The 22283-nt window shown below is 62.6% G+C and carries 25 protein-coding genes; 14 read left to right on the plus strand and 11 right to left on the minus strand.

The window, feature by feature from the left end; translation table 11 throughout:
• The first annotated feature begins 75 nt into the window (after positions 1-75).
• A complete protein-coding gene (locus BMF35_RS13690; RefSeq protein ID WP_156172055.1) occupies positions 76-237 on the plus strand; it encodes a hypothetical protein in 162 nt (53 codons plus the stop codon).
• On the opposite strand, the gene BMF35_RS11860 is transcribed toward BMF35_RS13690, so the two are convergent.
• The 4 genes from BMF35_RS11860 to BMF35_RS11875 form a co-directional block, all read right to left on the minus strand.
• Positions 213-1082: a glutaminyl-peptide cyclotransferase gene (locus BMF35_RS11860; protein WP_064971395.1), complete on the minus strand. Its 870-nt coding sequence runs from the start codon at positions 1080-1082 to the stop codon at positions 213-215. The genes BMF35_RS13690 and BMF35_RS11860 overlap by 25 nt on opposite strands.
• A gap of 51 nt (positions 1083-1133) precedes the next feature.
• Positions 1134-1706 carry a DUF937 domain-containing protein gene (locus BMF35_RS11865; protein WP_047006105.1) on the minus strand — a complete coding sequence of 191 codons (573 nt, stop codon included), beginning with the start codon at positions 1704-1706 and terminating at the stop codon, positions 1134-1136.
• Positions 1706-2026 (minus strand): hypothetical protein, encoded by a 321-nt coding sequence (locus tag BMF35_RS11870; RefSeq protein ID WP_047006106.1) that lies wholly within the window; start codon positions 2024-2026, stop codon positions 1706-1708. The genes BMF35_RS11865 and BMF35_RS11870 overlap by 1 nt, the downstream gene beginning before the upstream one ends.
• A 121-nt stretch (positions 2027-2147) precedes the next feature.
• Positions 2148-3755 (minus strand): phosphoenolpyruvate carboxykinase, encoded by a 1608-nt coding sequence (locus tag BMF35_RS11875; RefSeq protein ID WP_047006107.1) that lies wholly within the window; start codon positions 3753-3755, stop codon positions 2148-2150.
• A gap of 238 nt (positions 3756-3993) precedes the next feature.
• On the opposite strand from BMF35_RS11875, the gene BMF35_RS11880 reads away from it, so the two are divergent.
• The 7 genes from BMF35_RS11880 to BMF35_RS11910 are packed head-to-tail and all read left to right on the plus strand — an operon-like array spanning position 3994 to position 9273.
• Positions 3994-4761, plus strand: coding sequence for a response regulator transcription factor (locus tag BMF35_RS11880; protein ID WP_047006108.1), 768 nt, complete (start codon positions 3994-3996; stop codon positions 4759-4761).
• Complete coding sequence (locus tag BMF35_RS11885; protein WP_047006109.1) at positions 4754-6322, plus strand: sensor histidine kinase; 1569 nt, start codon at positions 4754-4756, stop codon at positions 6320-6322. The genes BMF35_RS11880 and BMF35_RS11885 overlap by 8 nt, the downstream gene beginning before the upstream one ends.
• Before the next feature lie 11 nt (positions 6323-6333).
• A complete protein-coding gene (locus BMF35_RS11890; protein ID WP_047006110.1) occupies positions 6334-6753 on the plus strand; it encodes an HPr kinase/phosphorylase in 420 nt (139 codons plus the stop codon).
• A 44-nt stretch (positions 6754-6797) separates the two neighbouring features.
• Positions 6798-7709 (plus strand): RNase adapter RapZ, encoded by a 912-nt coding sequence (rapZ, locus tag BMF35_RS11895; RefSeq protein ID WP_082115642.1) that lies wholly within the window; start codon positions 6798-6800, stop codon positions 7707-7709.
• A gap of 54 nt (positions 7710-7763) precedes the next feature.
• Positions 7764-8168, plus strand: a complete 405-nt coding sequence (locus tag BMF35_RS11900) for a PTS sugar transporter subunit IIA (protein ID WP_047006112.1) — start codon at positions 7764-7766, stop codon at positions 8166-8168.
• Between the two features lie 19 nt (positions 8169-8187).
• The gene (locus BMF35_RS11905) at positions 8188-8463 is read left to right on the plus strand and encodes an HPr family phosphocarrier protein (protein ID WP_047006113.1); all 276 of its coding nucleotides are present in this window, start codon (positions 8188-8190) and stop codon (positions 8461-8463) included.
• Positions 8464-8472: 9 nt separating this feature from the next.
• Positions 8473-9273: a TrmH family RNA methyltransferase gene (locus BMF35_RS11910; RefSeq protein ID WP_047006114.1), complete on the plus strand. Its 801-nt coding sequence runs from the start codon at positions 8473-8475 to the stop codon at positions 9271-9273.
• Positions 9274-9292: 19 nt separating this feature from the next.
• Here BMF35_RS11910 and BMF35_RS11915 read toward each other — a convergent pair whose 3' ends face one another.
• A complete protein-coding gene (locus BMF35_RS11915; RefSeq protein WP_156172056.1) occupies positions 9293-10879 on the minus strand; it encodes a DNA recombination protein RmuC in 1587 nt (528 codons plus the stop codon).
• 463 nt (positions 10880-11342) lie between these two features.
• Between BMF35_RS11915 and BMF35_RS11920 the strand changes: the two genes are divergently transcribed.
• Both BMF35_RS11920 and BMF35_RS13955 read left to right on the plus strand, forming a co-directional pair.
• A complete protein-coding gene (locus tag BMF35_RS11920; protein ID WP_047006116.1) occupies positions 11343-11747 on the plus strand; it encodes a four-helix bundle copper-binding protein in 405 nt (134 codons plus the stop codon).
• Positions 11748-11821: 74 nt separating this feature from the next.
• On the plus strand, positions 11822-11956 hold the full coding sequence (locus tag BMF35_RS13955; protein WP_257786330.1) for a hypothetical protein: 135 nt from the start codon (positions 11822-11824) through the stop codon (positions 11954-11956).
• A gap of 47 nt (positions 11957-12003) precedes the next feature.
• Here BMF35_RS13955 and BMF35_RS11925 read toward each other — a convergent pair whose 3' ends face one another.
• The 3 genes from BMF35_RS11925 to recR are packed head-to-tail and all read right to left on the minus strand — an operon-like array spanning position 12004 to position 13413.
• Positions 12004-12204, minus strand: coding sequence for a hypothetical protein (locus BMF35_RS11925; protein WP_047006117.1), 201 nt, complete (start codon positions 12202-12204; stop codon positions 12004-12006).
• 10 nt (positions 12205-12214) lie between these two features.
• Positions 12215-12781, minus strand: a complete 567-nt coding sequence (locus BMF35_RS11930; protein WP_047006118.1) for a peptide deformylase — start codon at positions 12779-12781, stop codon at positions 12215-12217.
• Positions 12782-12816: 35 nt separating this feature from the next.
• Positions 12817-13413, minus strand: a complete 597-nt coding sequence (recR, locus tag BMF35_RS11935) for a recombination mediator RecR (protein WP_047006119.1) — start codon at positions 13411-13413, stop codon at positions 12817-12819.
• A 107-nt stretch (positions 13414-13520) separates the two neighbouring features.
• On the opposite strand from recR, the gene fmt reads away from it, so the two are divergent.
• Genes fmt through BMF35_RS11950 form a run of 3 tightly spaced genes read left to right on the plus strand, consistent with a single transcriptional unit; the run spans position 13521 to position 16297 of the window.
• The gene (gene fmt / locus BMF35_RS11940; RefSeq protein ID WP_047006120.1) at positions 13521-14426 is read left to right on the plus strand and encodes a methionyl-tRNA formyltransferase; all 906 of its coding nucleotides are present in this window, start codon (positions 13521-13523) and stop codon (positions 14424-14426) included.
• A complete protein-coding gene (truA, locus tag BMF35_RS11945; RefSeq protein WP_047006121.1) occupies positions 14423-15172 on the plus strand; it encodes a tRNA pseudouridine(38-40) synthase TruA in 750 nt (249 codons plus the stop codon). The genes fmt and truA overlap by 4 nt, the downstream gene beginning before the upstream one ends.
• A 12-nt stretch (positions 15173-15184) precedes the next feature.
• Positions 15185-16297: an alcohol dehydrogenase catalytic domain-containing protein gene (locus BMF35_RS11950; protein ID WP_047006122.1), complete on the plus strand. Its 1113-nt coding sequence runs from the start codon at positions 15185-15187 to the stop codon at positions 16295-16297.
• On the opposite strand, the gene BMF35_RS11955 is transcribed toward BMF35_RS11950, so the two are convergent.
• The 3 genes from BMF35_RS11955 to cobS form a co-directional block, all read right to left on the minus strand.
• Positions 16294-18507 carry a transglycosylase domain-containing protein gene (locus tag BMF35_RS11955; RefSeq protein WP_071961223.1) on the minus strand — a complete coding sequence of 738 codons (2214 nt, stop codon included), beginning with the start codon at positions 18505-18507 and terminating at the stop codon, positions 16294-16296. The genes BMF35_RS11950 and BMF35_RS11955 overlap by 4 nt on opposite strands.
• A gap of 71 nt (positions 18508-18578) precedes the next feature.
• Entirely contained in the window at positions 18579-20195 is a 1617-nt protein-coding gene (locus tag BMF35_RS11960; protein WP_052765940.1) for a M28 family peptidase, read from the minus strand.
• A 29-nt stretch (positions 20196-20224) separates the two neighbouring features.
• Positions 20225-21211 carry a cobaltochelatase subunit CobS gene (gene cobS / locus BMF35_RS11965; RefSeq protein WP_047006123.1) on the minus strand — a complete coding sequence of 329 codons (987 nt, stop codon included), beginning with the start codon at positions 21209-21211 and terminating at the stop codon, positions 20225-20227.
• Between the two features lie 93 nt (positions 21212-21304).
• Here cobS and BMF35_RS11970 point away from each other — a divergent pair, with 93 nt between their 5' ends.
• Complete coding sequence (locus BMF35_RS11970) at positions 21305-22177, plus strand: oxygenase MpaB family protein (protein WP_047006575.1); 873 nt, start codon at positions 21305-21307, stop codon at positions 22175-22177.
• Positions 22178-22283 lie beyond the last annotated feature (106 nt).

The raw sequence follows: 22283 nt of genomic DNA on the forward strand, positions 1-22283 counted from the left end.
TTAACCCTCTTCCGCAATCGCAAATTAACCCTCTCATGTGCAGCCTTGCGCCATTCGCAGAGGGATTATGCGATCATGATGAACTTTATCGTCATCGCAGCGATGGGGCTGATGCTGCTGGTGCTTGTGAAAGACAGCAAGGTGCGACGCCAGCGTCAGGCGGGCCAAGCCGGTGCCGTCGCGCTTGTCGGCCTTGGCGTTGCCGGGGCGATTTATTCCGGGTTCGCCGCTTCCTGACCGGCATCCGGCGATGGGGCCAATCGCGGCACGAGACTGATTTCGAACAGGGTGGGCCATAGCTTGCCTGTCACGAACAGGCGGTCGTTCTCCGCGTCATGCGCAATGCCGTTCAGCACAGCATCGTGTTCCACGATCTCGATCCGTTCGGTGATGGGGCTCAGGTCGATGGCGCGCACCACTTCGCCGGTCGCCGGATCGATGCCGACGATCACGCGCGAGAACCAGATATTGGCGTAGATCAGCCCGTCGATCACTTCGAGCTCGTTCAGATCCTTCAGCGGCTCGCCTTCGATAGTGACGACAAGCTCGCGTTGCACATCCAGCGTTTCCGGATCGATGAAGCGCAGCACTGCCGTTCCATCTGAAAAGACGAGGCTGTCCTCGAAAGTGGTCAGACCCCATCCCTCGAACGGAAAATCGTCGCGGCTTTCGATGGGAGAGAGATCTGACAGGGTCCAGCGATGCACCACGCCGTGCATCCATGTCAGGCTAACCAGCTCGTCCTGCCAGACGGTCAGCCCCTCTCCGAATTGGTCGGGCGGAATGTCGCTGGCGGCCAGCACTTCGCCGGTTTCCAGATCGACGCGGCGGACTTGCGACTGGCCTTCGCGGCCCGTGCTTTCGTAAAGATGGCCGTAGTGCCACAGCAGGCCTTGGGTAAACGCGGCCGGATCGTGCGGATATTCCGCCACGATCTCGACATCGAAAATCTCGATGGGGCGTGGCGCTTCGGCCTGTGTTTCCACCGCAGCAGGCGCAGGCTGCACATCCTGCGCATGGGCGGGCAGCCACAGCAGGGCCGCCGCCGCCAGCGGAGAAAGAAGGTGTCGAAGGGTCGTCATCACGCTCGCCCTAATGCCTGCCGGTGAACCGGCGATGACGCGAAGGCTCGCTCAGCGGCGCGCCATGCCCGACATGACCTGCCCCAGCAGCCCGCCCAGCGCACCGCCCAGCGGGTTGTTGCCGCCGCCCGACGGTGTCGCCGCGCTGCCGCCGTCGCGGTTCATCATGTAGCCCATCACCGCCATGGCGAGGATCGGCAGCATGCGCTTCAGCACATCGCTGCTGATTCCGGTCGACCCGGCAACTTCCTCCGCAACGCCGCGGCTCACATCCTTGTTGCCGAAAATTTCTCCGAGGATGTCATTGCCCGCCTGCGTCGGCGTGGGTTCGCGCTTCAACACGCTGTCGAGCAACATGCCACCCAGCGCCCCGCCCAATCCGCCGCCCAATCCGCCGCCAAGGCCGCCTGCCGAGCCTTGCCCGCCGGCGCCCAGCGCCCCGCCCAGCACATCGGCAAGGCCGCCCATGCCGCTTTGCGAGCCGGCGGTGCGGCGACCCATCCCCGCCACGATGGCGGGCAAGAGAGCGCCTGCACCAGTGCGCGCGGTCTGCTCATCGATGTTCAGCTCGCGCGCCATGCTTTCGATGATGCCTTGCTGCTGCAGGATCTGGCTGAGGTTCATCAGTTTTTACCGAACAGCTTGCCAGCCGCGCTGGTGATGTCGTTCAGCGGATTGCCGTCATGGTCGCGGTCAAGGATCTGCATGAAGTTCTGCAGCGAACCTTCGCCGCCCACATGCTCCATCACCTGGCTCAGCACGCCCTGGTCGATACCGCTCTTGTCGGCTGCGACCTGCATGGTGTCGCCTTCGGCATGGTGGCCTTCGGTCAGCGCGGCAATCGCTCGTTCGGCGGTTTCCTGATCGATGCCGATCTTCTCCGCCATGTTCTTTACCGTGGGGTGATTATGGGCGGCGTTCTTGATCTGGTCGAAAATGCTCATCGAAACTCTCCTGTTGGTGGTCGTGTCATCAATGAGGCTAGCGCGCCATTGTGCCAATAAAAAGACCCCGCCCGGCTCGCACCAGACGGGGTCTTTCCCTCTCCAGCTCGGAAACTGAGGATCAGGCGCTTTGCGGAGCGGCCTGGCGAACGCCCTCGTCGACATGTGCGGCGAAAGGCTGGAAGTTGTTCACGAACAGCTCGACCAGCTTGTGCGCGGTGCGATCGTATTCGTCCTGGTCGGTCCATGTGCTGCGCGGATCTAGGATGGACTGGTCGATTCCCGCTTCTTCCAGCGCGGGCACATGCACCGGCACGTCGAAGCCGAAATTGGCATCTTTGCGGTATTCGACATCGTCCAGCCTGCCATCGAGCGCGGCGTTGAGCAGGCCGCGCGTCGCCTTGATTGGCATGCGGTTTCCCACGCCGTATTTGCCGCCCGTCCAGCCGGTGTTGAGCAGCCAGCACTGCACATTGCCCTCGGCGATGCGCTTTTTCAGCAAATTGCCATAGACCGAAGGATGACGCGGCATGAAGGGCGCGCCGAAACAGGTGCTGAAGGTCGCCTCGGGCTCTGTCACGCCGATCTCGGTGCCCGCCACCTTGGCGGTGTAGCCAGAGAGGAAGTGGTACATCGCCTGGTCCGGCGTCAGCCGCGCGATCGGGGGCAGCACGCCGAAGGCATCGGCGGTCAGCATGATGACGTTGCTGGGCACCGGGCCCATATTGTTTTCGGACGTGTTGGGAATGAAGTCGATGGGATAGGCACCGCGGCTGTTCTCGGCGAGCGAGTTGTCGTCGAAATCGAGTTCGCGCGTATCCTTGTCCATCACCACATTTTCCAGCACCGTGCCGAACATGCGGGTGGTGGCGTAGATTTCGGGCTCGGCTTCTGCGGAAAGGCGGATCATTTTTGCATAGCAGCCGCCTTCGAAATTGAAGACCGCCGTATCCGACCAGCCATGCTCGTCATCGCCGATCAGCGTGCGGCTGGCATCGGCGGAAAGCGTTGTTTTTCCGGTGCCCGAAAGGCCGAAGAACACCGCCGTCTTGCCATCCGGGCCGACATTGGCGCTGCAGTGCATGGGCATCACGCCCTTGGGCGGCAGCAGGTAGTTGAGGATGCCGAAAACGCTCTTCTTCATCTCGCCCGCATATTGCGTGCCGCCGATCAAGATCAGCTTTTCCGAGAGGTTCACGGCCACCACGGTTTCGCTACGCGTGCCGTGCCGGTCGGGGTCGGCCTTGAAGCTGGGCAGGTCGATCACGGTGTATTCCGCTGCAAAATCGGCCAGCTCGGCTTCGGTCGGGCGGCACAGCATGGTGCGGATGAAAAGGTTGTGCCAGGCGAACTCGTTTATCACCTGCACCGCTACGCGGTGTTCGGGCTGGCTACCGCCGAAAAGCTGCGCGGTGTAGAGCGTGTCCTTCGTGCCGAGATGAGCGAGAAAATCCTCTTTCAACGCCGCGAAATGCTCAGGCGACATGCTGGCATTGTTGTCCCACCACACCGTCTCTTCGGTCTCGCCATCGCGCACGATGAACTTGTCTTTCGCGCTGCGGCCGGTGTGCTTGCCCGTCTCGACCACCAGAGGTCCGTGCTTTGCCAGACGCCCCTCGCCATTGGCCAGCGCATGTTCGACAAGCGCAGCGGTTTTCAGATTGGCGTGAATGGTAGCATCGGTCGCAATGCCCAGATCGGCATGCGACACCTCATGGGTGTATGACACGTTGCTCTCCTCCTAGAACGGTCAAGATGTAGGGGGCGGCAGGCGTGGCCGGGCCGCTCTCAAGGGCGCGCATAGTGAGAGATGATTGCGGCGTCAATTTGGCTGGCGGAAGGTTGATCTATCACAGTTTTGTTGTGAGCGTTCACATAACCTCAGGCGCCTGTCTGCCAGCGCGTTATCCAGCGATTTATTGCCAATCGCCCGTGCGAAAGTTAGGTCTGCGCTGGCAAGGAGCGTCATGACCGAACTTACCACCAGCGATGCAGAGACGAACGCCGGAACCACAGCCGGACAGCGCGTGATCGCGCTGGTCGACGATGATCGCAACATCCTCACCACTCTCTCCATCGCATTGCAGGCCGAAGGCTATGCCACCCGCCTTTACTCCGATGGCGAGGCGGCCTTGGATGCGCTGTTGCACAACCCGCCCGACCTGGCCGTGTTCGACATCAAGATGCCGCGCATGAACGGGATGGAATTGCTGCAAAAGCTGCGGGAGACATCGCAGCTGCCGGTCATCTTCCTCACCAGCAAGGATGAGGAGGAGGACGAGGAAGCTGGCCTTGCCATGGGCGCGGACGATTATATCGCGAAGCCTTTCAGCCAGCGCCTGCTGCTGGCCCGCATCCGCGCCATCCTGCGCCGCGCCGCGCCGCTGCCCGTTAGCGAGGACGATCCCGTGCCTATGCCGAAGGCGGAGCATGAGGTCATCACGCGCGGTCGCCTCGCCATGGATCCGGCGCGGCACCAGGTAACCTGGGATGGGCGCGCGGTCAGTCTGACGGTCACCGAATTCCTGATCCTCGAAGCGCTGGCCGCCCGGCCCGGCGTTATCAAGAGCCGCAACCAGCTGATGGATGCGGCTTACCCGGACGATGTCTTCGTCGATGACCGCACTGTCGATTCCCACATCAAGCGCCTGCGCCGCAAGTTCCGCGCCGTCGATTCCGATTTCACCGCGATCGAGACACTGTACGGGGCAGGCTACAGCTTCTCCGATGGCTGACAGCACTGTCGACAACAGCCTGCAGGCATCGCGGCTGGAGCGGATACCCTTTCCCTTCGGTCGTTCGCTGACGGCGCGCATATTGACGGTGAACCTGATCCCGCTGCTGGTGCTGGCGGGCAGCCTGTTCTTCCTCGATTCCTACCGGCGACAGCTGCTGGACGAGCGTTTCAAGCTCGCTCGGATCGAAGCGCAGATCACTGCCGAGGCGCTGGCAGGCGCGACGCGCGAGCGGCAGGAAGCGTTGCTCAGCCAGATCGGGCGCGAACAGCGTATGCGGCTGCGCATGTACGACACCGAAGGCACGCTTATCGCCGACAGTTTCGCCCTCGACCAGCCCAGCTTCACCTTCGGCGATCCGGATGCGGAACCATTCCTCGAAGATTTCGCCCGCTGGACCGACAGCGCGGTAAACTTCGCGGTCGGCGCGCCGTCGCCGCCCGACTATGTCGAGCCCGAAAGCACCTCGGCAGACGGCTGGCCGGAACTGGCCCGCGTGCGCCAGCAAGGCCTCACCCAGATCGAATTGCGCCGCGCGCCCGACGGCACTCCTGTCATCAACGCCGCTGCGCCGGTCGGTCTGGCGGGCGCAACCCTGCTCACCACCCGCAATGCCAGCGACATCACCGCCGCCGTGCGCAGCGCGCGCTCCGACCTGATGACGATCATCCTGCTGGCGCTCGCCGTTTCGACCATCCTTTCGCTCTACCTTGCCAACACCATCATCGGCCCGCTACGTCGCTTGGGCCTTGCCACTTCCCGCGTGCGGCTGGGGCGGGAGCGCGATGTCGAGGTGCCGCGCATGGACAGCCGCGAGGACGAGATCGGCGTGCTCGCCCGCGCCGTATCCGACATGACGGCCGCCCTGCGCCACCGCATCGACGCGGTGGAAAGCTTCGCCGCCGATGTCGCGCACGAGATCAAGAACCCGCTCGCATCCCTGCGCAGCGCCACCGAATCGCTGCCCAAGGTGGAGGAACCGGACCTGCGCGCCCAGTTGGTTGACGTCGCCGCCCACGATGTGCGCCGGATCGACCGGCTGGTGAGCGAAATCAGCGAGGCGAGCCGCATCGATGCCGAACTCAGCCGCGCGACGTTCGAGCCGGTGGAACTGGGCACGCTGTTCGCCAATGTCATCGCCCGCAAGGTGGAGCGCGGCGAAAATCGCGGCTGCGATATGCAGGTGGTCAGCAACACCGTGCGCGACGTGGTGCTGGGCGTCCCTATCCGGCTGGAGCGCGTCGCCGAGAACCTGCTCGACAATGCCGTCTCCTTCTCTCCCGAAGGCGGGCGCATCACCGTCACCATCGACCATGGGGCCGACACCGTCACCGCGCGCATTTGCGACGAAGGCCCCGGCATCCCCGAAGAAGCGCGCGAGAAGGTCTTCACCCGTTTCCACTCGCACCGCCCCGAAGGCGAGGAATATGGCAACCATTCGGGTCTCGGCCTCGCCATCGGGCGTGCGATTGCCGAAGCGCATGACGGATCGCTGCGCGTGGGAGAAAGTGCTGCGGATTTGGGCGGCGCGTGCCTTGTCCTCGAACTGCCTGCCGCGTAATCCCGAACAGCATGAGCACGACCCTTCCCAATGTCAGCTGCGTTGCCATGCGTGGGCGCGCCATGCTCATCACCGGCGGACCGGGCAGCGGCAAATCCAGCCTGGCCCTCGCGCTGATGGATCGCGGCGCGGAGCTAATCGGTGATGATGGAGTCACGCTGGCGCAGGTCGGCGAACTGGTCGTCGCGACGCCGCCTCCCAACACCGAAGGGCTGATCGAAATCCGCAATGTCGGCCTGCTCGAAGTTCCCACCGCGCGGGCACCGGTGGCCATCGTGATCAATCTCGATCCCGATGCGGAGAGGCTGCCGCTGGGCCATGGCGCGGCGATGCTGCTCGGCAAGGAAGTGCCGCAGGTCGACCTCTATCCGGACACGCCTGCCCTGCCCTTGCGCGCCGAGGCGGCACTGGAAATGCACGGTCTGGACTGAAGGCCCTCTTCACATTCATCAATTGTGCGCGCATGTGGCTTTCCATGGCTGCAAACGCTTCCGCACCCGCCCAGCGCATCCTGCTTGTGACCGGCATGTTGGGCGCGGGCAAATCGACCGCGCTGCGCGAACTCGAAGACCTTGGCTGGGAATCGATCGACAATTTTCCGATCCGCCTGCTCGACCGGATGGTGGGCGGCGATGCCGTGGCAGGCTCGCTCGCCATCGGTTTCGATTGCCGCACGCGCGGCTTCGTGCCCGCCGAAATCATCGAGCAGGTGAAGCACTGGGTGGAGGAGGACGAGAACCTCACCATCAGCACGCTGTTCCTCGATTGCGCGGGGCATGAACTGGAGCGGCGTTTCAACGAAACGCGGCGCCGCCATTTCCTCGCAGGCGACCTGCCCGTCTCTTCCGGCATATCGGCGGAGCGTGAATTGCTCAGCCCGCTGCGCCGCTGGGCCAATGTGCTGATCGACACCACCGATTTTTCCACCAACGACCTGAAACAGACGATCCGCGACCAATTTTCGCAAACCGCCCCTGCCGAGATGACGGTGACGGTATCGAGTTTCGGCTTTGCGCGCGGCAAGCCGCCCACGGCCGATTTGGTGTTCGACATGCGCTATCTCGCCAATCCGCATTGGGAAGAGGGGCTTCGCGAACAGACCGGGCTGGACGAAGGCGTAGGCGAATTTATCGAAAGCAATCCGATATTTGCATCCAGCTTCTCGAAAATCCGTGCATTGCTGCTGGAACTTCTGCCGCAATATGCGGAGCAGGGAAAAACCTATGTGAACATCGCCTTCGGTTGTACCGGCGGGAGACACCGCAGCGTTTACACAGCGGAGAAGATGGCGCAGGTCTTGCGCGAAGGCGGCTTTTCGCCCACCGTCCTGCATCGCAATCTGGGATCGCGAGCCGAGGATCTGGTGGAAGGGAGCCAGCATCCATGAGCGCCAAGCGATCCGCCCTGTCGGTTTGAATAGGTAGAAGAACGCCCTCCCCCGATGATTGGTATCATTCTCGTCACCCACGGCCAGCTGGCCGAGGAATTTGTCGCCGCCATGGAACATGTGGTGGGCCGGCAGGATGCGGTCGCCACGATCTGCATCGGGCCGAATGACGATATGGAAGAGCGTCGCCGCGAAATCGCCGAAGCGATCGAGCGCGTCGATACAGGCGCGGGCGCGATCCTGCTGACCGACCTTTTCGGCGGCACGCCGTCCAACCTCGCCATCTCGCTATTGGAGGCGGGACGGACCGAGGTGATCGCCGGCATCAACCTGCCCATGCTGATCCGCCTGGCGGGCGCGCGCAAGGAATTGCCGCTCCTCAAGGCCGCGCAGGCCGCGCGTGAGGCGGGGCGCAATTACATCACACTCGCATCGGAATTTCTGGGGCAGGACGCCTGATAGGGAATTGGGAGGGCAGATGAGCGAAGCAAGCCGACAGGTCGTCATCCCCAACAAGCGCGGACTGCATGCTCGCGCCAGCGCCAAATTCGTCAGCATGGTGGCGGAGATGGACAATCACAAAGTGGCTGTCGAAAAAGACGATCACAGTGCCGCGGGCGGCTCGATCCTGGGGCTGATGATGCTGGGCGCCGCCATGGGGGACACGGTCACCCTGAAGGTCGAAGGCCCGGAAGCAGAGGCGAAGCTGGGCGCGCTGGTGGCGCTGGTCGAAGGCAAGTTCGGCGAGGACTGAGAGCCAGCCATGCGCCGCGAGATTACCGGCTTTTCCAACCCCACGGTCAAATATCTGCGCAGCTTGCGCGACAAGAAGCACCGCAAGCGCGAGGGCGTATTCCTTGCCGAGGGACTACGCCTGCTAACCGACGCGCGCGAATGCGGCCACCTGCCCAAGATGCTCGTGATGGCAGGCGGACGCGATCGGCATCCGCTGCTGGATGCGCTGGAGGCGGATGTTGCGGCAGCGGGCGGCGACGTGATCGTCACCACGCCGGACATCTTATCCAAGATTACCGGCAAGGATAACCCGCAGGCCGTGGCAGGCGTGTTCGAGGAGTTCGATACGTCTGTGGGCAGTTTGGACCGCACTGCCGCGTCGATCTGGCTGGTGGCGCAGGCGCTGCGCGATCCGGGCAATCTGGGCACGATGCTGCGCACAGGCGATGCGGTGGGCGCAGGCGGCCTCATCCTGATCGACGACTGCGCCGACCCTTTCAGCGTCGAAGCCGTGCGCGCGAGCATGGGTGCGATCTTCACGCAGAGAGTGGCGCGCGCTTCTTGGGGAGAATTCCACGGCTGGCTGCGTCAAGGTGATGGCCAGCTGGTCGCCGCATCATTGCGCGACGCTGTGCCCTATCGCAGCGCGCAATATGCCGCGCCGTGCTTCGTCATGGTTGGCAACGAATCGCAAGGCCTGCCGGAAGAATACGAGACCGCCTGCGACCTGCGCGTCACCATGCCGATGCGCGGCCGGGCCGACAGCCTCAACGCCGCCGTGGCTGCGGCTGTCCTCTCCTATGAGGTGCTCGATACGCTGGAGCGCTAGGGCGTTATGTCAAGCGACGCTATGCGGGCCCGCTGTCTTGCTCCTCTTGACCTTCACCGAAATTCGAGAGTCTGCGCGGCTGCATGTTGAGCGGAGGAGCTTCGTGAAGATCTTTCGCTGACGTGTCGATACTCAGCTGTTCGAAGCGTTCACCAGTCTTTCGAAGATTGGTGTCGAAGGAGCCTACAAGTGAATCGAAGCTGTTGTTGGCCTTGCTGAGATCGCGGCGTAGATTGCTCATGTGGCGAGCCACGATCCCGAGCCTGTCATACAACTCCTTCCCAAGCTTCGCGATCTCCTGCGCGTCTGCCTGCACACCTGCTTGCCGCCACACAGTGGCGACGGTCATGGCTATCGACATAAAATTGAGAGGGCTGGAGAGGACAACATTCTGTCGCAATGCAAAGTCTAGCAGATCCTCACTCTGGGTAAGTGCCGCATAAAGAACGTGCTCGCCCGGAACAAACAGAACGACAAAGTCAGCCGACCCTTCAACGTGGTCTTGATACCGTTTCTCGGCTAACGCCCTGACATGTCCGCGCAATTCACGCGCGTGTTTGGCCAGCAGCACGCCGCGCTGCTCTTCGCTTTCGGCCTCGTTGGCTTCCTTGTATGTATTGAAGACATTTTTGACATCGACAACCAGTTTGCGGCCACCGGGGATGTTTATGATGGCATCGGGTCGCAGGTCTTTGCCATCCGCATCTTTCACGTTCACTTCTCGCCGGAAATCAGTGCGGTCGGTAAGGCCGCAGCTTTCTAGCAGGTTCTCGAGCTGCAATTCACCCCAGTCCCCACGAGCTTTCGTTGCCCCTTGCAGGGTCGTGGTAATCCGGTTGGCGCCGTCGATTACTTCCCGCTGGCCAGCCTTCACCTCGCCAATGACACCCTGCAATTGGTGCCATGCTTCCGAGCGACCCTTTTCAAGTTCCTCGACACGCTTGCGATAATCTTCGAGCGTTCGGCTGATGGGCCCAGCCTTTTTCTCCAGTTCGGCCAAAGCATCTTTGTTGAGATTGGCCAGATGCGCACCTGCCCCCTCCAGAAATTTGGCCTGCGCGCCAGCGAGCATTTTCTCGCCAATCTCATTGAACTTGGCCTGAAGTTTCTCCTCCGCCTCGACCAACCGTGAAAGCTCGCGTTCGAAGTGTTTCTCACGTTCGGCATAACGATCTTCAAAGGCGCGCTCGCGCTCAGCCGTGCCGCTCTTCAAGCTCTCAAGTTCGGAGGCAAGTGCGGATTTCTCGCTACGTAGAGTCTCGAGTGCGCGCTCATACGATCCCCGCACATTTCGCAGTTCCTCTTCGAGAGCATCGACGCGCCCCGCTTTTTCTCGTGCTGCTTCCAGATCGGCAAAAGTCCGCAAGTATTTAGCGTCAATTTCTTTCGCCTCGGCATCGCGTGCATTATATCGCGCGCGAAGATCGCCGATGGGCCGCGATCCGACAAACCAACCAAGTAAACCACCGATCAGAGCGGCGGCCAACCCGACAAACAGAATCAAGATTGAGGAATCGGCTTCCATTTTTCTCTCAACAAATGCGGACCGTGTGAGCGGGCGCGTGCACGCCCGCCCAGCTTTGGTCAGGTTGTGGCGAAACGCCACCTGTAATCATTCTCTGCTTCCGCCTCGGATTGAAATCCGCGAGGCGAACAGGACACGAAGTGCTGGCGGTCATCCGACAGGCGCACCCAGAAGCAGAGATCGATATTCCAAAGCAGCACGTACGGCGGACAGTTCATGCCCTTTCCTCCGTAACTGCTTTAATCTTTTAAAATTCTGCTGAAGGTTGGCCGGGAGCATCGCACTATTGCCAACTCAGGAGTCGCTCATGCACTTGCCGGGTTCGGACCGGTTTGATCAGCTGAATTTCATAAATGATTAATTCGCGTCACAGCGTCTCACTAGATCATAAGCGCCTCCTCTCAAGCCGGAACAGACAATGAACCTACAGCACGAACTGTCTTCCGCAAGTCGCGCAATGAGAATTTCGTCCATATCGGTGGAAAGTCTCGTCGGAACCAATCCCCAGCCCCGCTCGCTGAACAGGCAAAGGAGAGAAAATTCCATGTCGATCAAGGAAATGATTCAGGACCACCCCAATGTGGGCGGCGACTATAACGAGCAGCTGGGCGAAGCGGTGAAGCATGCCATGTACTGCGCGGCAATCTGCAACAGCTGCGTGGATGCCTGCAATTCCGAACAGGGCGATATGTCCGAATGTATCCGCAAATGCTCCGATGCGTCGGACATCTGCCAGGTCGTCAGCACGGTCGCCGCACGCCGCACACACGGCAATACGGTGGTCATCAAATCGCTGCTGGAAGCCTGCATCATCGCCTGCAAGGTATGCGCGGAGGAATGCGCCAAGCATGACAATCCGCATTGCAATCGCTGCGAGCGCATGTGCCGCGAAACAATGGAAGATTGCGCGAAAGCGCTGGAAGGAATGGTGGACGCGGCGACTGCCTGACGCACGCGATTGCCCTTTTGCCAGTCGCGGCGCTATAACACCGCGCTGTTACTTTTGACGGAAGGGTCGCCGCCATGCGTTTTCGCAATATCGTTCTCGCTCTGCTGCTGGGCAGCACAACGTTGTCGCTTGCCGGGTGCAATACCGTTCGCGGGCTTGCCGCCGATATCGATTCGGTCGGCAGGGCGGGTGAGCGCGCTATCGACTGATACAAAAAGGGCCGCCCCGATCGAGCGGCCCTTTTTCGAGACCGAGGCTATTTGTCGCCGGAGCGCTTCGTCGCGATCAGGTTCACGATGATCCAAAAGCCGGTAGTGAACATCGCGAAATAAACGGCGAAGCGGATCAGCACTTCGTCCGTCGTGTCGTCCGAGGTGAAGAAGCGCCACACGCACATTGCGCTCGCGAAAATGAAACCGACAAGCGCCGCGTTGCGCAGGCTGAGCGGGCCTTTCACGTCACGACCGTCAAGCCGCTTCGCGCATTTTCTTGAGCTTCTTCAATGCCATATTGCGCTTGAGGCGCGAGAGGTGGTCGATGAAGAGAATGCCGTTCAGGTGATCCATCTCGTGCTGGATGCACACGGCCAGCATGCCGTTCATCTCTTCCTCGTGCGTGTTGCCTTCCAAGTCCTGCCAGCGCACGCGGCACTGCGCGGGACGTTCGACGTCCGCGAAGATGTCGGGCACGGATAGGCACCCTTCCTGGTAGCTTTTCAGATCGTCGCTCGGATCGAGGATTTCCGGATTCACGAACACGCGCGGGTCGTTGATGACCGGCTGGTGCGTGTGCTTCGTGCCATCGTGGTCGCATTCTACCGGTTCGGCATCCGGGTCTTCTTCCTGCAAGTCGATGACTAGCAGGCGCAGCGGCTCGCCCACCTGGATGGCGGCAAGGCCGATGCCATGGGCGGCATACATCGTTTCGAACATGTCATCGACGAGCGTCTTGAGATCGTCGTCGAAGGTCGTCACCGGTTCGGACACGGTTTTGAGCCGGGGATCCGGCGCTTCCAGAATTTCGCGAATAGCCATGGGTCCGATTTAGTGCGGATGTCCGCGCGTTTCAATCAGCTTAGCGGCCGCCGCGCGCGCAGCGCCTGTGCCAGCGTACCCTCGTCGAGATAATCCAGCTCTCCGCCCACCGGCAGGCCGTGGGCGAGCTGGGTGATGCGCACGGGCCGCTTTTCCAGCCGTTCGGCAATATAGTGCGCGGTGGTCTGCCCCTCCAGCGTAGCATTCATGGCGAGGACGACCTCATCCACCCCGCCCTCTTCCACGCGGCCCAGCAGGCTGTCGATCGCAAGGTCTTCCGGCCGCACGCCATCCAGCGCCGACAGCCGCCCGCCAAGCACGTGATATTTGCCGGTAAACAGCCGAGCGCGGTCCAGCGCCCACAAGTCGGCGACATCCTCCACCACGCATATGCTCTTGGCATCGCGCTTGGGATCGGCGCAGATGCTGCACGGATTTTGCGTATCGACATTGCCGCAAGTGTGGCACTCGACAAGCTTGTCCTGCACGGCACCGAGCGCATGCAGAACCTGTTTCAGCGCGGTTTCTCGGTGCTTGACCAGCCACAGCACGGCGCGACGCGCGCTGCGCGGGCCGAGGCCGGGAAGCCGGGCCAGCGCGCTGGCGAGATTTTCGATTTCCTGTGATGCCATGCCTGTCCTCTAACCCGTTCGGGCTGAGCTTGTCGAAGTCCGAATTGGCTATGTCGTGCGTTTTCGCCCTTCGACAAGCTCAGGACGAACGGTTAGGGGCTGGCAACATGCGCATCATCTTCATGGGAACGCCCGATTTTGCCGTGCCGACGCTCAATGCGCTGGTCGAGGCCGGGCACGACATTGCGGCGGTGTATAGCCAGCCGCCCAGCCGATCCGGCCGCGGCAAGAAAGAGCGGCCCTCCCCTGTCCAAGCGCGGGCCGAAGCGTTGGACATCGAAGTTCGCCATCCGCGCAGCCTGAAAGGCGGTGACGAGCAGGCCGCTTTCGCCGCATTGAAAGCCGATGTCGCAGTGGTCGCTGCCTACGGATTGCTTCTGCCGCAGCCGATCCTCAATGCGCCGAAGCATGGCTGCCTCAATGTGCATGGCTCGCTGCTGCCGCGATGGCGCGGGGCCGCGCCGATCCACCGCGCGATACAGGCTGGTGACGCGCAGACCGGCATCACGATCATGCAGATGGAGGCAGGCCTTGATACAGGCCCAATGCTGATGAAAGCCGCAACGCCTATTGCCGACAAGACCACGGGCGAATTGCATGACGAACTAGCCGAGCTCGGCGCAGGCCTGATGATCGAAACGCTGGCCGCATGGCCGACGCTGGAGCCACAGGTGCAGGACGATACGCTCGCGACCTACGCGCCCAAGATCGGCAAGGAGGAAGCACGCCTCGATTTCGCCAAGCCCGCCGATGTGCTGGAGCGAGAGGTGCGTGCCTTCTCGCCCTTCCCCGGCAGCTGGATGATGGTCGATGGCGAACGCCTGAAATGGCACCGCGCCGAAGTTGTCGATTCCACGGGTGACGCCGGGAGAATATTGGACAAGCAATTGACCATCGCCTGTGGTGACATGGCTTTACGCCCCGTCACCGTGCAGAAAGCGGGTAAGCCGGCCATGGCTATCGAGGACTATCTGCGCGGCAATCCGATTGTTGCAGGGAGCCGCGCCGGTTGACCCGCTTCGCCCTTACCGTGGAGTTCGACGGCACGCCGTTCTTCGGCCTGCAGCGCCAGCCGCACGGGCCGAGCGTGCAAGGCGCGATCGAGAATGCGGCGCACAAACTTACCGGCGAGGATGTGACGCTGTTCAGCGCGGGCCGCACCGATAGCGGCGTCCATGCGCTCGCCATGCGCTGCCATCTGGATATTGAAAAACCGTTCGAGCCGTTTCGCCTGATGGAAGCGCTGAACGCGCATCTGCGCCCCGATCCCGTCGCCATCACGGGCTGCGCAGTCAAACCGGACGATTGGCATGCGCGCTTTTCCTGCATCGGGCGCAGTTATGAATACCGCATCCGTAATCGCCGCGCGCCGCTGACTCTGGAGAAGGGTCGCGCATGGCACATCGCCCGCCCGCTGGATGCCGACGCCATGCACGAGGCGGCGCAGGCGCTGGTGGGGCGGCACGACTTTACCACTTTCCGCTCCGCGCATTGCCAAGCGAAGGATCCGGTCAAGACGCTGGACCGGCTGGATGTGAGCCGCGAGGGCGATGCCATCGTCATCCGCGCCGCGGCACGCAGTTTCCTGCACCACCAGGTCCGCTCCATGGTCGGCACGCTGGCGCTGGTTGGGCAAGGCACTTGGGCAATCGGGCAGGTTGCCGAGGCGCTGGCGGCAAAAGATCGCGCTGCTTTGGGCCTGAATGCGCCGCCCGAGGGTTTGTATTTCGTCGCCGCGCATTATCCCGACGATAATTGAGAAAGGATCACCATGACCACCACCGGACGCCAGCTCGTTTCCACCCTCACCGCCGATGGGAAGATGACTCTCGCGCTGGAGGAAAAGGTGTTCCCCGAGCCGACCGGCAACCTAGTGCTGGTGCGCATGGAAGCCGCGCCGATCAACCCGTCCGACCTCTTCCTGATGACGACCGGTGCCGATCTGGAAAATGCCAGTTACTCGCCCGGCAAGATCGAAATGCAGCTGCACCCCATGGTCGCCGCCGGGCAAGCCGCGCGGCACGGCAAGCCGCAGACGGTGGGCAATGAAGGCGCCGGGACAGTCATCGCAGCGGGCGGAGGCGAGATGGCGCAGGCGCTGATGGGCCAGCGCGTGGCCTGCGTGCCGGGCAACGCCTTCAGCGAATATGCCATTGCCGATGCGATGATGTGCCTGCCGCTGGGTGAGCATTCGTCGGAAGTCGGCGCAAGTTCCTTCGTAAATCCGCTGACCGCGCTCGGTTTTGTCGAGACCGCCAAGCGCGAGGGCCATGATGCGATCATCCATGCCGCCGCCGCGTCAAACCTCGGGCAGATGCTAAACCGGATTTGTCAGGAAGACGGCATGGCGCTGGTCAATATCGTGCGCAAGGATGCGCAGGCCACCTTGCTGCGTGAGCAAGGCGCGTCCCATGTGGTCAATTCGTCCGACAGGGATTTCGAGATGCAGCTGGCGTCCGCCATCGACGATACCGGCGCTTATCTCGGTTTCGATCCGATCGGCGGCGGCAACACGACAGACACCTGCCTGCGGGCCATGGAACGGGTCGCTGCCAGCAAGATGACCGAATACAGCCGCTACGGCTCCGACCAGGCGAAGAAGATGTACATCTATGGCCGGCTGGACCTGACGCCGACCATCCTGACGCCAAGCTACGGCTTCGGCTGGACAGTAAGCGGCTGGTTGCTGATGCCGTTCCTCAACAGCTGCGACATGCAGACCATGATGGCGCTGCGCACCCGCGTGCAGCAGGGCCTCACCTCCACCTTCGCCAGCCAGTACAAGGCGCGCGTCGGGCTGGATGAGATGCTGACGAAAGAGGCGATCATGGATTACAGCCAGATGGCGACAGGCGAGAAATACCTCGTTACGCCGCTGCGCTAACCCGCAGGCTCGGCCTCTCGCCGCAGCTCTTCTTCCAGCCGCCTTCGCGCGGCTTCCTTGGCGGCCTCCTCGTCCACTTCCAATGACACGCCGCCATCGCGGATGCTTGCCTCCACGCCCACGCCATCGATGTCGGAGACGATGATCGCCTCGCCATCGCGAATGATGAGGCGCGTGCCATCGCCCAGCGGGATATCGTCCAGCTTGGGCACGTCTTGCGGTTGCACCGGGCCGCTCGGATCGGGGCTGGGCGTCGGCTGCGGCGGCGCGGCGGCGGCACCCAAGGCGGCGCGCATGAAGTTTGCCCAGATGCGCGCGGGCACGCCGCCACCGGTCACGCCTGCCAGCGGCGAATTGTCGTCATTGCCGACCCATACGCCGACCACCAGACGGTTCTCCCCCTCGCCTGCGTAGCCGACGAACAGCGCGTCGCGATTGTCCTGCGTGGTGCCGGTCTTGCCGAAATTGGCGACCGACAGGGTGGCGGCTCGGCCCGTGCCGGAATTGATCGCGGCGCGCAGCATATCCTCGATATCGGCATGGTCGGAGCGGTTGAAGCTGCCTTGCCCGCTGGTCAGCCAGTCGAGCCAGCTTTCCTCCTCGCGCACGAAGGCGTGCGGTTCGACAGGGAAGCTGTCGGCAGCGACGGCGGCGTAGGCGGCGGTCAGTTCAAGCAGGGTGATGGTCGACGTGCCGAGCGCCATGCTGGGATCGCCGGTTGCGAGGGGAGAGGTCACCCCGAGATCACGCGCAGTTTCGATTACTGCTTCGCTGCCGACCGCATTGAAGAGGCGTACGGCGGCGACGTTGGAGCTTTGCGCAAAGGCATCGCGCAGGGTGATCGTCTCGGAATAGCGGCCATTGTGATTGCCGGGGCGATACGAGCCGGCGGTGAATTCGGTGTTGTCGATCACATCGTCCGGCGACCAGCCATTGCGCAGCGCGGCGAGGTACACGAACAGCTTGAAAGTGGAGCCCGGCTGGCGGCGCGCCTGCGTCACGCGGTTGAAGGCGCTTTCGGAATAGTCGCGCCCGCCCACCATGGCGACCACTTCGCCATTGGGCCGCATCGCCACCAGCGCCACTTGCGCGCTGCCCAGCGGAGCACGCTCGATAGCGCGGCGGGCGGCATCCTGAAGGCGGGAATCGAGCGTGGTGGTCAGCGTCTGGCGCGAATAGGTCGCCTCGGCATTTTCGCGCGCAAAGGGCAGCGCCCAGTCCGCGAAATAGGTGCCGGTGGGCACATCGTTGACAGTCCGCACGTCCAGCTCCGGCACGGCCATCGCATCGGCCTGTTCCTGCGTGATGTAACCGGCGGCGACCAAGGCATTCTTCACGAGGCTGTAGCGCTGTGCGGCAAGATCGGGATTGCGCGTGGGCGCGAGGCGGCTGGGCGCTTGCAGCAAGCCGGCCAGCATCGCCGCCTGCTCGGGGCGCAGATTTTCGGGGTGGCGGTAGAAATAATGCAGGCTCGCCGCGCGCAGGCCGTACATATTGTCGCCGAAATAGGCGTTGGAGAGGTAGCGTTCTAGGATCTCGTCCTTGGTCAGCCAAGCCTCCAGCCAGAAGGCAATCAGCGCCTCGCGCGCCTTGCGGGTCAACGTCTGTTCGGACGTGAGGAAAGTAAACTTCGCCAGCTGCTGCGTGATGGTGGAGCCGCCGCCCACGCCGGTGAAAGCCGCACGGGCAATGCCGCGCGGATCGACCCCCCAGTGATCGTAGAAACGCCTGTCCTCGATGGCGAGAAAGGGCTGGATGACATGGTCGGGCAGGTCCGCGACCTGCACCGGTTCATCCACCACCGCGCCATTGCGCGCAATCGGCGTGCCGTCGGCCGCCAGCAGGGTGATTTGCGGCGGCGCAATCGGTTGCAGCGACTTGTTGAGCGGCGCGGTGATGGCGAGATAGGCCACCAGCAGGATGAAGACGAACAGCACGCTTGCCACCATGCGGCTGATCCACCACCACCACGACCGGTTGCGCAGGAAGCGCGGCATGAACCGCCGCCAGCCCGTGGCGTAGCGGTCCGGCGTTCCGAACGGGGCATCGGACCGGTATTGCGAAGGCGGCAGCGGCGCGTAGGGATCATCGTCGTCATCATCCTGCGACAATGGCGACCAAGGCGCACTTTCCAGGGCAAGATCGCGCCGCACCCAGCTGCGGATATCAGGCTCCTTGCGCCCGAAGAATCTGCCCAGCAATCGTTTCACATGCCCGCCTTACGCCATAGTGTATTGTCTATGCAATACAGTTATTGCAATGCGCGGGTCTGGCGAAGGTCCTATGAACCTTCGTTGACGCCGTCATGCGCACTGTGCCTCGGCGCGAATATATCGCCCGCATTCCATACCGGTCGCTCTGCCATGTTGGCGATGTTGCGCGCTATAAGATAGTTGACCCCTGCCAGCCGCTCCAGCGCGGCAAAATCGACGAGATCCACTTCGTCCGATTGCTGATGGTAGTGGCGATCGAACACCAGCCCCTGCGCTTCCTCGCCGCCATTTCCCAATCCGAGATCGAGATAGATGGCCGGGATGCCCGCAGTTACGTAGCTGTACTGGTCGGACCGGGTGAAAAAGCCCTGCTCCGGCTGCGGATCGGGGCTGAGAATGAGGCCATACTCTTCGGTCGCTGCGGCCACTTCGGGGAAGAGCGAGGAGCGTTCAGCGCCGAAGGCCACGACATCGCTGAAATCGTAAGTCACCACCGGCATGTCGATATTGACATTGGCCACCAGCTCGCCGCTATCGAGGCCCGGGTTGCGCGCGTGATAGCTGGAGCCGAGCAGGCCGATCTCTTCCGCGCCCAGCGCCACGAACAGCACGGGACGGCGCGGCGGGTCGGCGCGCAGCAGGCGGGCCACTTCCAGCATGGAAGCAACGCCTACCGCATTGTCGAGCGCGCCATTGTAAATCTCGTCATCGCCTTCGGCCTCGGTCTCACGCACGCCGACATGATCGAGATGCGCCGTCACGACGATATATTCGCCCGACACACTCGGGTCCGTCCCGCGCACCATGCCGATGACGTTGGAGGTCAGGGTCGTTTCCGCCCGGCTCTTGAAGCTGATGCGCGCTGTACGGTTGAGCGCAAAGCTGGGAATGATGCGCTCCGCACTGCGCTCGGCTGCGCTCAGGTCATCGAAGTCGAAGGGGAAGCCTTCAAGAAGCCTTGCCGACATCGCTGGCGAAAGGTTTCCCGTTGCCATAACATTCGCCCCCTGCTCATAACCTATACCCTCCGGCCAGGCCCAGGTCGTGGAGGAGCGATTGCCGAACACGCTGGCGATCCCGTTCCAACTGAACCGCTGGGTCATTGCCGGGGTCGAGAGCAACAGCACGCCGATAGCGCCTTCATCCGACAGGCGCTGGTTGACGTTGGAACTGTAATGCGCGGCTTCTTCCGAGCCGAGGCCATCCGGGCTGCCGCTGATGCGCACGGCGATCGCGCCTTGCAGGTCGACGCCGGCGAAATCGTCGCGACCCTCCATCCGCAGGCCGTATCCGACAAAAACGAGCGGTGCTTCGATTACGCCGCCCATGCGATGGGCGCGGCCGCGCACGATGTAGTCCTCGCCCCATTCCAGTTCGCCTAAGCCTTCGATGCTCAGCGTATTGCCGGCCTCGGCACGCGTCACCGACATTAGCGGGACGGACTGAAAATATGTGCCTTCATCGCCGCCCGGGTCCAGCCCCAGCTCCTCCATCCGGCCCGCGACATAGTCTGCCGCACGGTCATAGCCCGGCGTGCCGACTTCGCGGCCCTCCATGTCGTCGTCGGCGAGGATGGTGGTGTCGCGCTCCAGCGCGCCGCGATCGACCGCGACTTGCGCAGCGACGGGCGCGGCAAAGGCGAGGATAGCGGCCATCGCCGCAAGCTTGGTGACAATGCGGTGCATCAAAACACTTTCCGATGTCGGCGGCTCTATCAGCCTTTGGAAACGGCGCTTTCGGGCAGGTCTTCCCCGAATACGCGCTGGTAATATTCGGCCACCAGCATCCGTTCGGCCTCGTCGCATTTATTGAGGAAGCTGAGGCGGAAGGCGAAGCCCGCATTGCCGAAAATCTCTGTGTTTTGCGCCCATGTGATAACGGTGCGCGGGCTCATCACAGTGGAGATGTCCCCACTCATGAAGCCCTGCCGCGTCAGGTCTGCCACGCGGATCATGTCGGCCACCAGCTTCTTATCGAGGCTCGTCTTCGCGCCGACGATGTCCTGCTCGGTTTCTTCCGGCAGGTAGTTGAGGCCGACGACGATGTTCCAGCGGTCCATCTGGCCCTGGTTGATCGCCTGCGTGCCGTGATACAGCCCGCTCGTATCGCCCAGCCCAACGGTGTTGGCCGTGGCAAACATGCGGAAGTGCGGATCGGGGCGGATCACGCGGTTCTGGTCCAGCAGGGTCAGCTTGCCCGCCTGTTCCAGCACGCGCTGGATCACGAACATCACGTCGGGTCGGCCGGCATCGTATTCGTCGAACACCAGTGCGACGGGATGTTGCAACGCCCATGGCAACAGCCCTTCGCGGAACTCGGTCACCTGCAATCCGTCGCGCAGCACGATGGCATCGCGCCCGATCAGGTCGATCCGGCTGATATGCGCATCCAGGTTGATGCGGATGGTCGGCCATTTGAGGCGCGCGGCAACCTGCTCGATATGCGTGGACTTGCCAGTGCCATGATAGCCCTGGATCATCACCCGACGATCATGCGCAAAGCCTGCGAGGATGGCGAGCGTGGTGTCGTGATCGAAAACGTAGTTCTCGTCGAGGTCCGGCACGCGCTCATCCGCCTTGGAAAAGGCAGGAACTTTCATGTCGATATCGAGGCCGAACGCCTCGCGTACATCGACCTCGGTATCGGGTGCTGCGAGGATGGTGGTTCCGGCGGTGTCGCTTGGATTGGTCATGTCATTCATCTCGCGCCGCTGACTAGACGCGCCACGCTTTCGTAGCAACACAGTTGTAAAGCCATGGTCGCAATGCTGCGCCAGCGATGGCACAAGGCCGCTATGGCAAGACGTTTTCCTCTCGGTCCGGCCGAGTTCGCGCGGGCCAAGCTCGTGTCCGGCGTGCGCGCGGCGTTCAACGATACCGGTCGTGGCGAGCAGCCGGTGCCGCCATCGGACGAGGCCTATTTCGCCAAGGACACGCCAATTCGCATGGTGCACGCCGATGTGGTGAGCATGATGGTGGGCGGCATGGCGGCGCTGCTGTTGCAGATGCTGCATCCGCATGCGCTGCGCGGTGTGCTCGATTTTTCCGATTTTCGCGCGGACATGCATGGCCGCTTACGGCGCACAGCGCGTTTCATCGCGGTGACGACCTATGGCCATCGCGACGATGCCGATGCCGCCATCGCGCGGGTCAATCGTATCCATGCGGCGGTCAAAGGCACGCTGCCCGATGGCACGCCCTATTCCGCCACCGATCCGCGCACGCTCGCCTGGGTGCATGTAACCGAAGCGCTGATGTTCCTCGAAGCATGGCTCGTCCATGTGCAGCCGCGAATGTCCCGCGCCGAGCAGGACGAGTATTTCCGCCAGTTCGCCCTCATCGCGCGCAAATTGGGGGCCGATCCGGTGCCGGAGACCAAGGCCGAAGCGCAAGCGATCTTTTCCGAATTGCGCGGCGATCTGCGGGTGACGCCGGAGACTCGCGAAGTTGCAGACCTGATCGTCAACAAGCGCGTGGAAGGTGCGCCGGGCGCGGTGCAACCGCTGCTGGCCAATGCGGCCATCGAACTGGTGCCGCCTTTTGCGCGCACCATGTTGGGGCTGAAGCGCCCGGGCCTGAGTGCGCTGCCGTCGCGACTGCTAGTGAACGGCATGGGCGGGACGCTACGCTGGGCTTTTCGGCAGGACACAAAAATCCGCTCATCCTGAGCCGGTGGCGCTTCGCGCCGTCTTCGACTCCGAAGGATCGCTCTTACTTCTGGCGCCGCCTTAAAACAAAGAAAGACGATGCTTCGACAAGCTCAGCATGAGCGGG

Origin of the sequence: Aurantiacibacter gangjinensis (assembly GCF_001886695.1) — a bacterium.
Lineage (GTDB): Bacteria > Pseudomonadota > Alphaproteobacteria > Sphingomonadales > Sphingomonadaceae > Alteraurantiacibacter > Alteraurantiacibacter gangjinensis.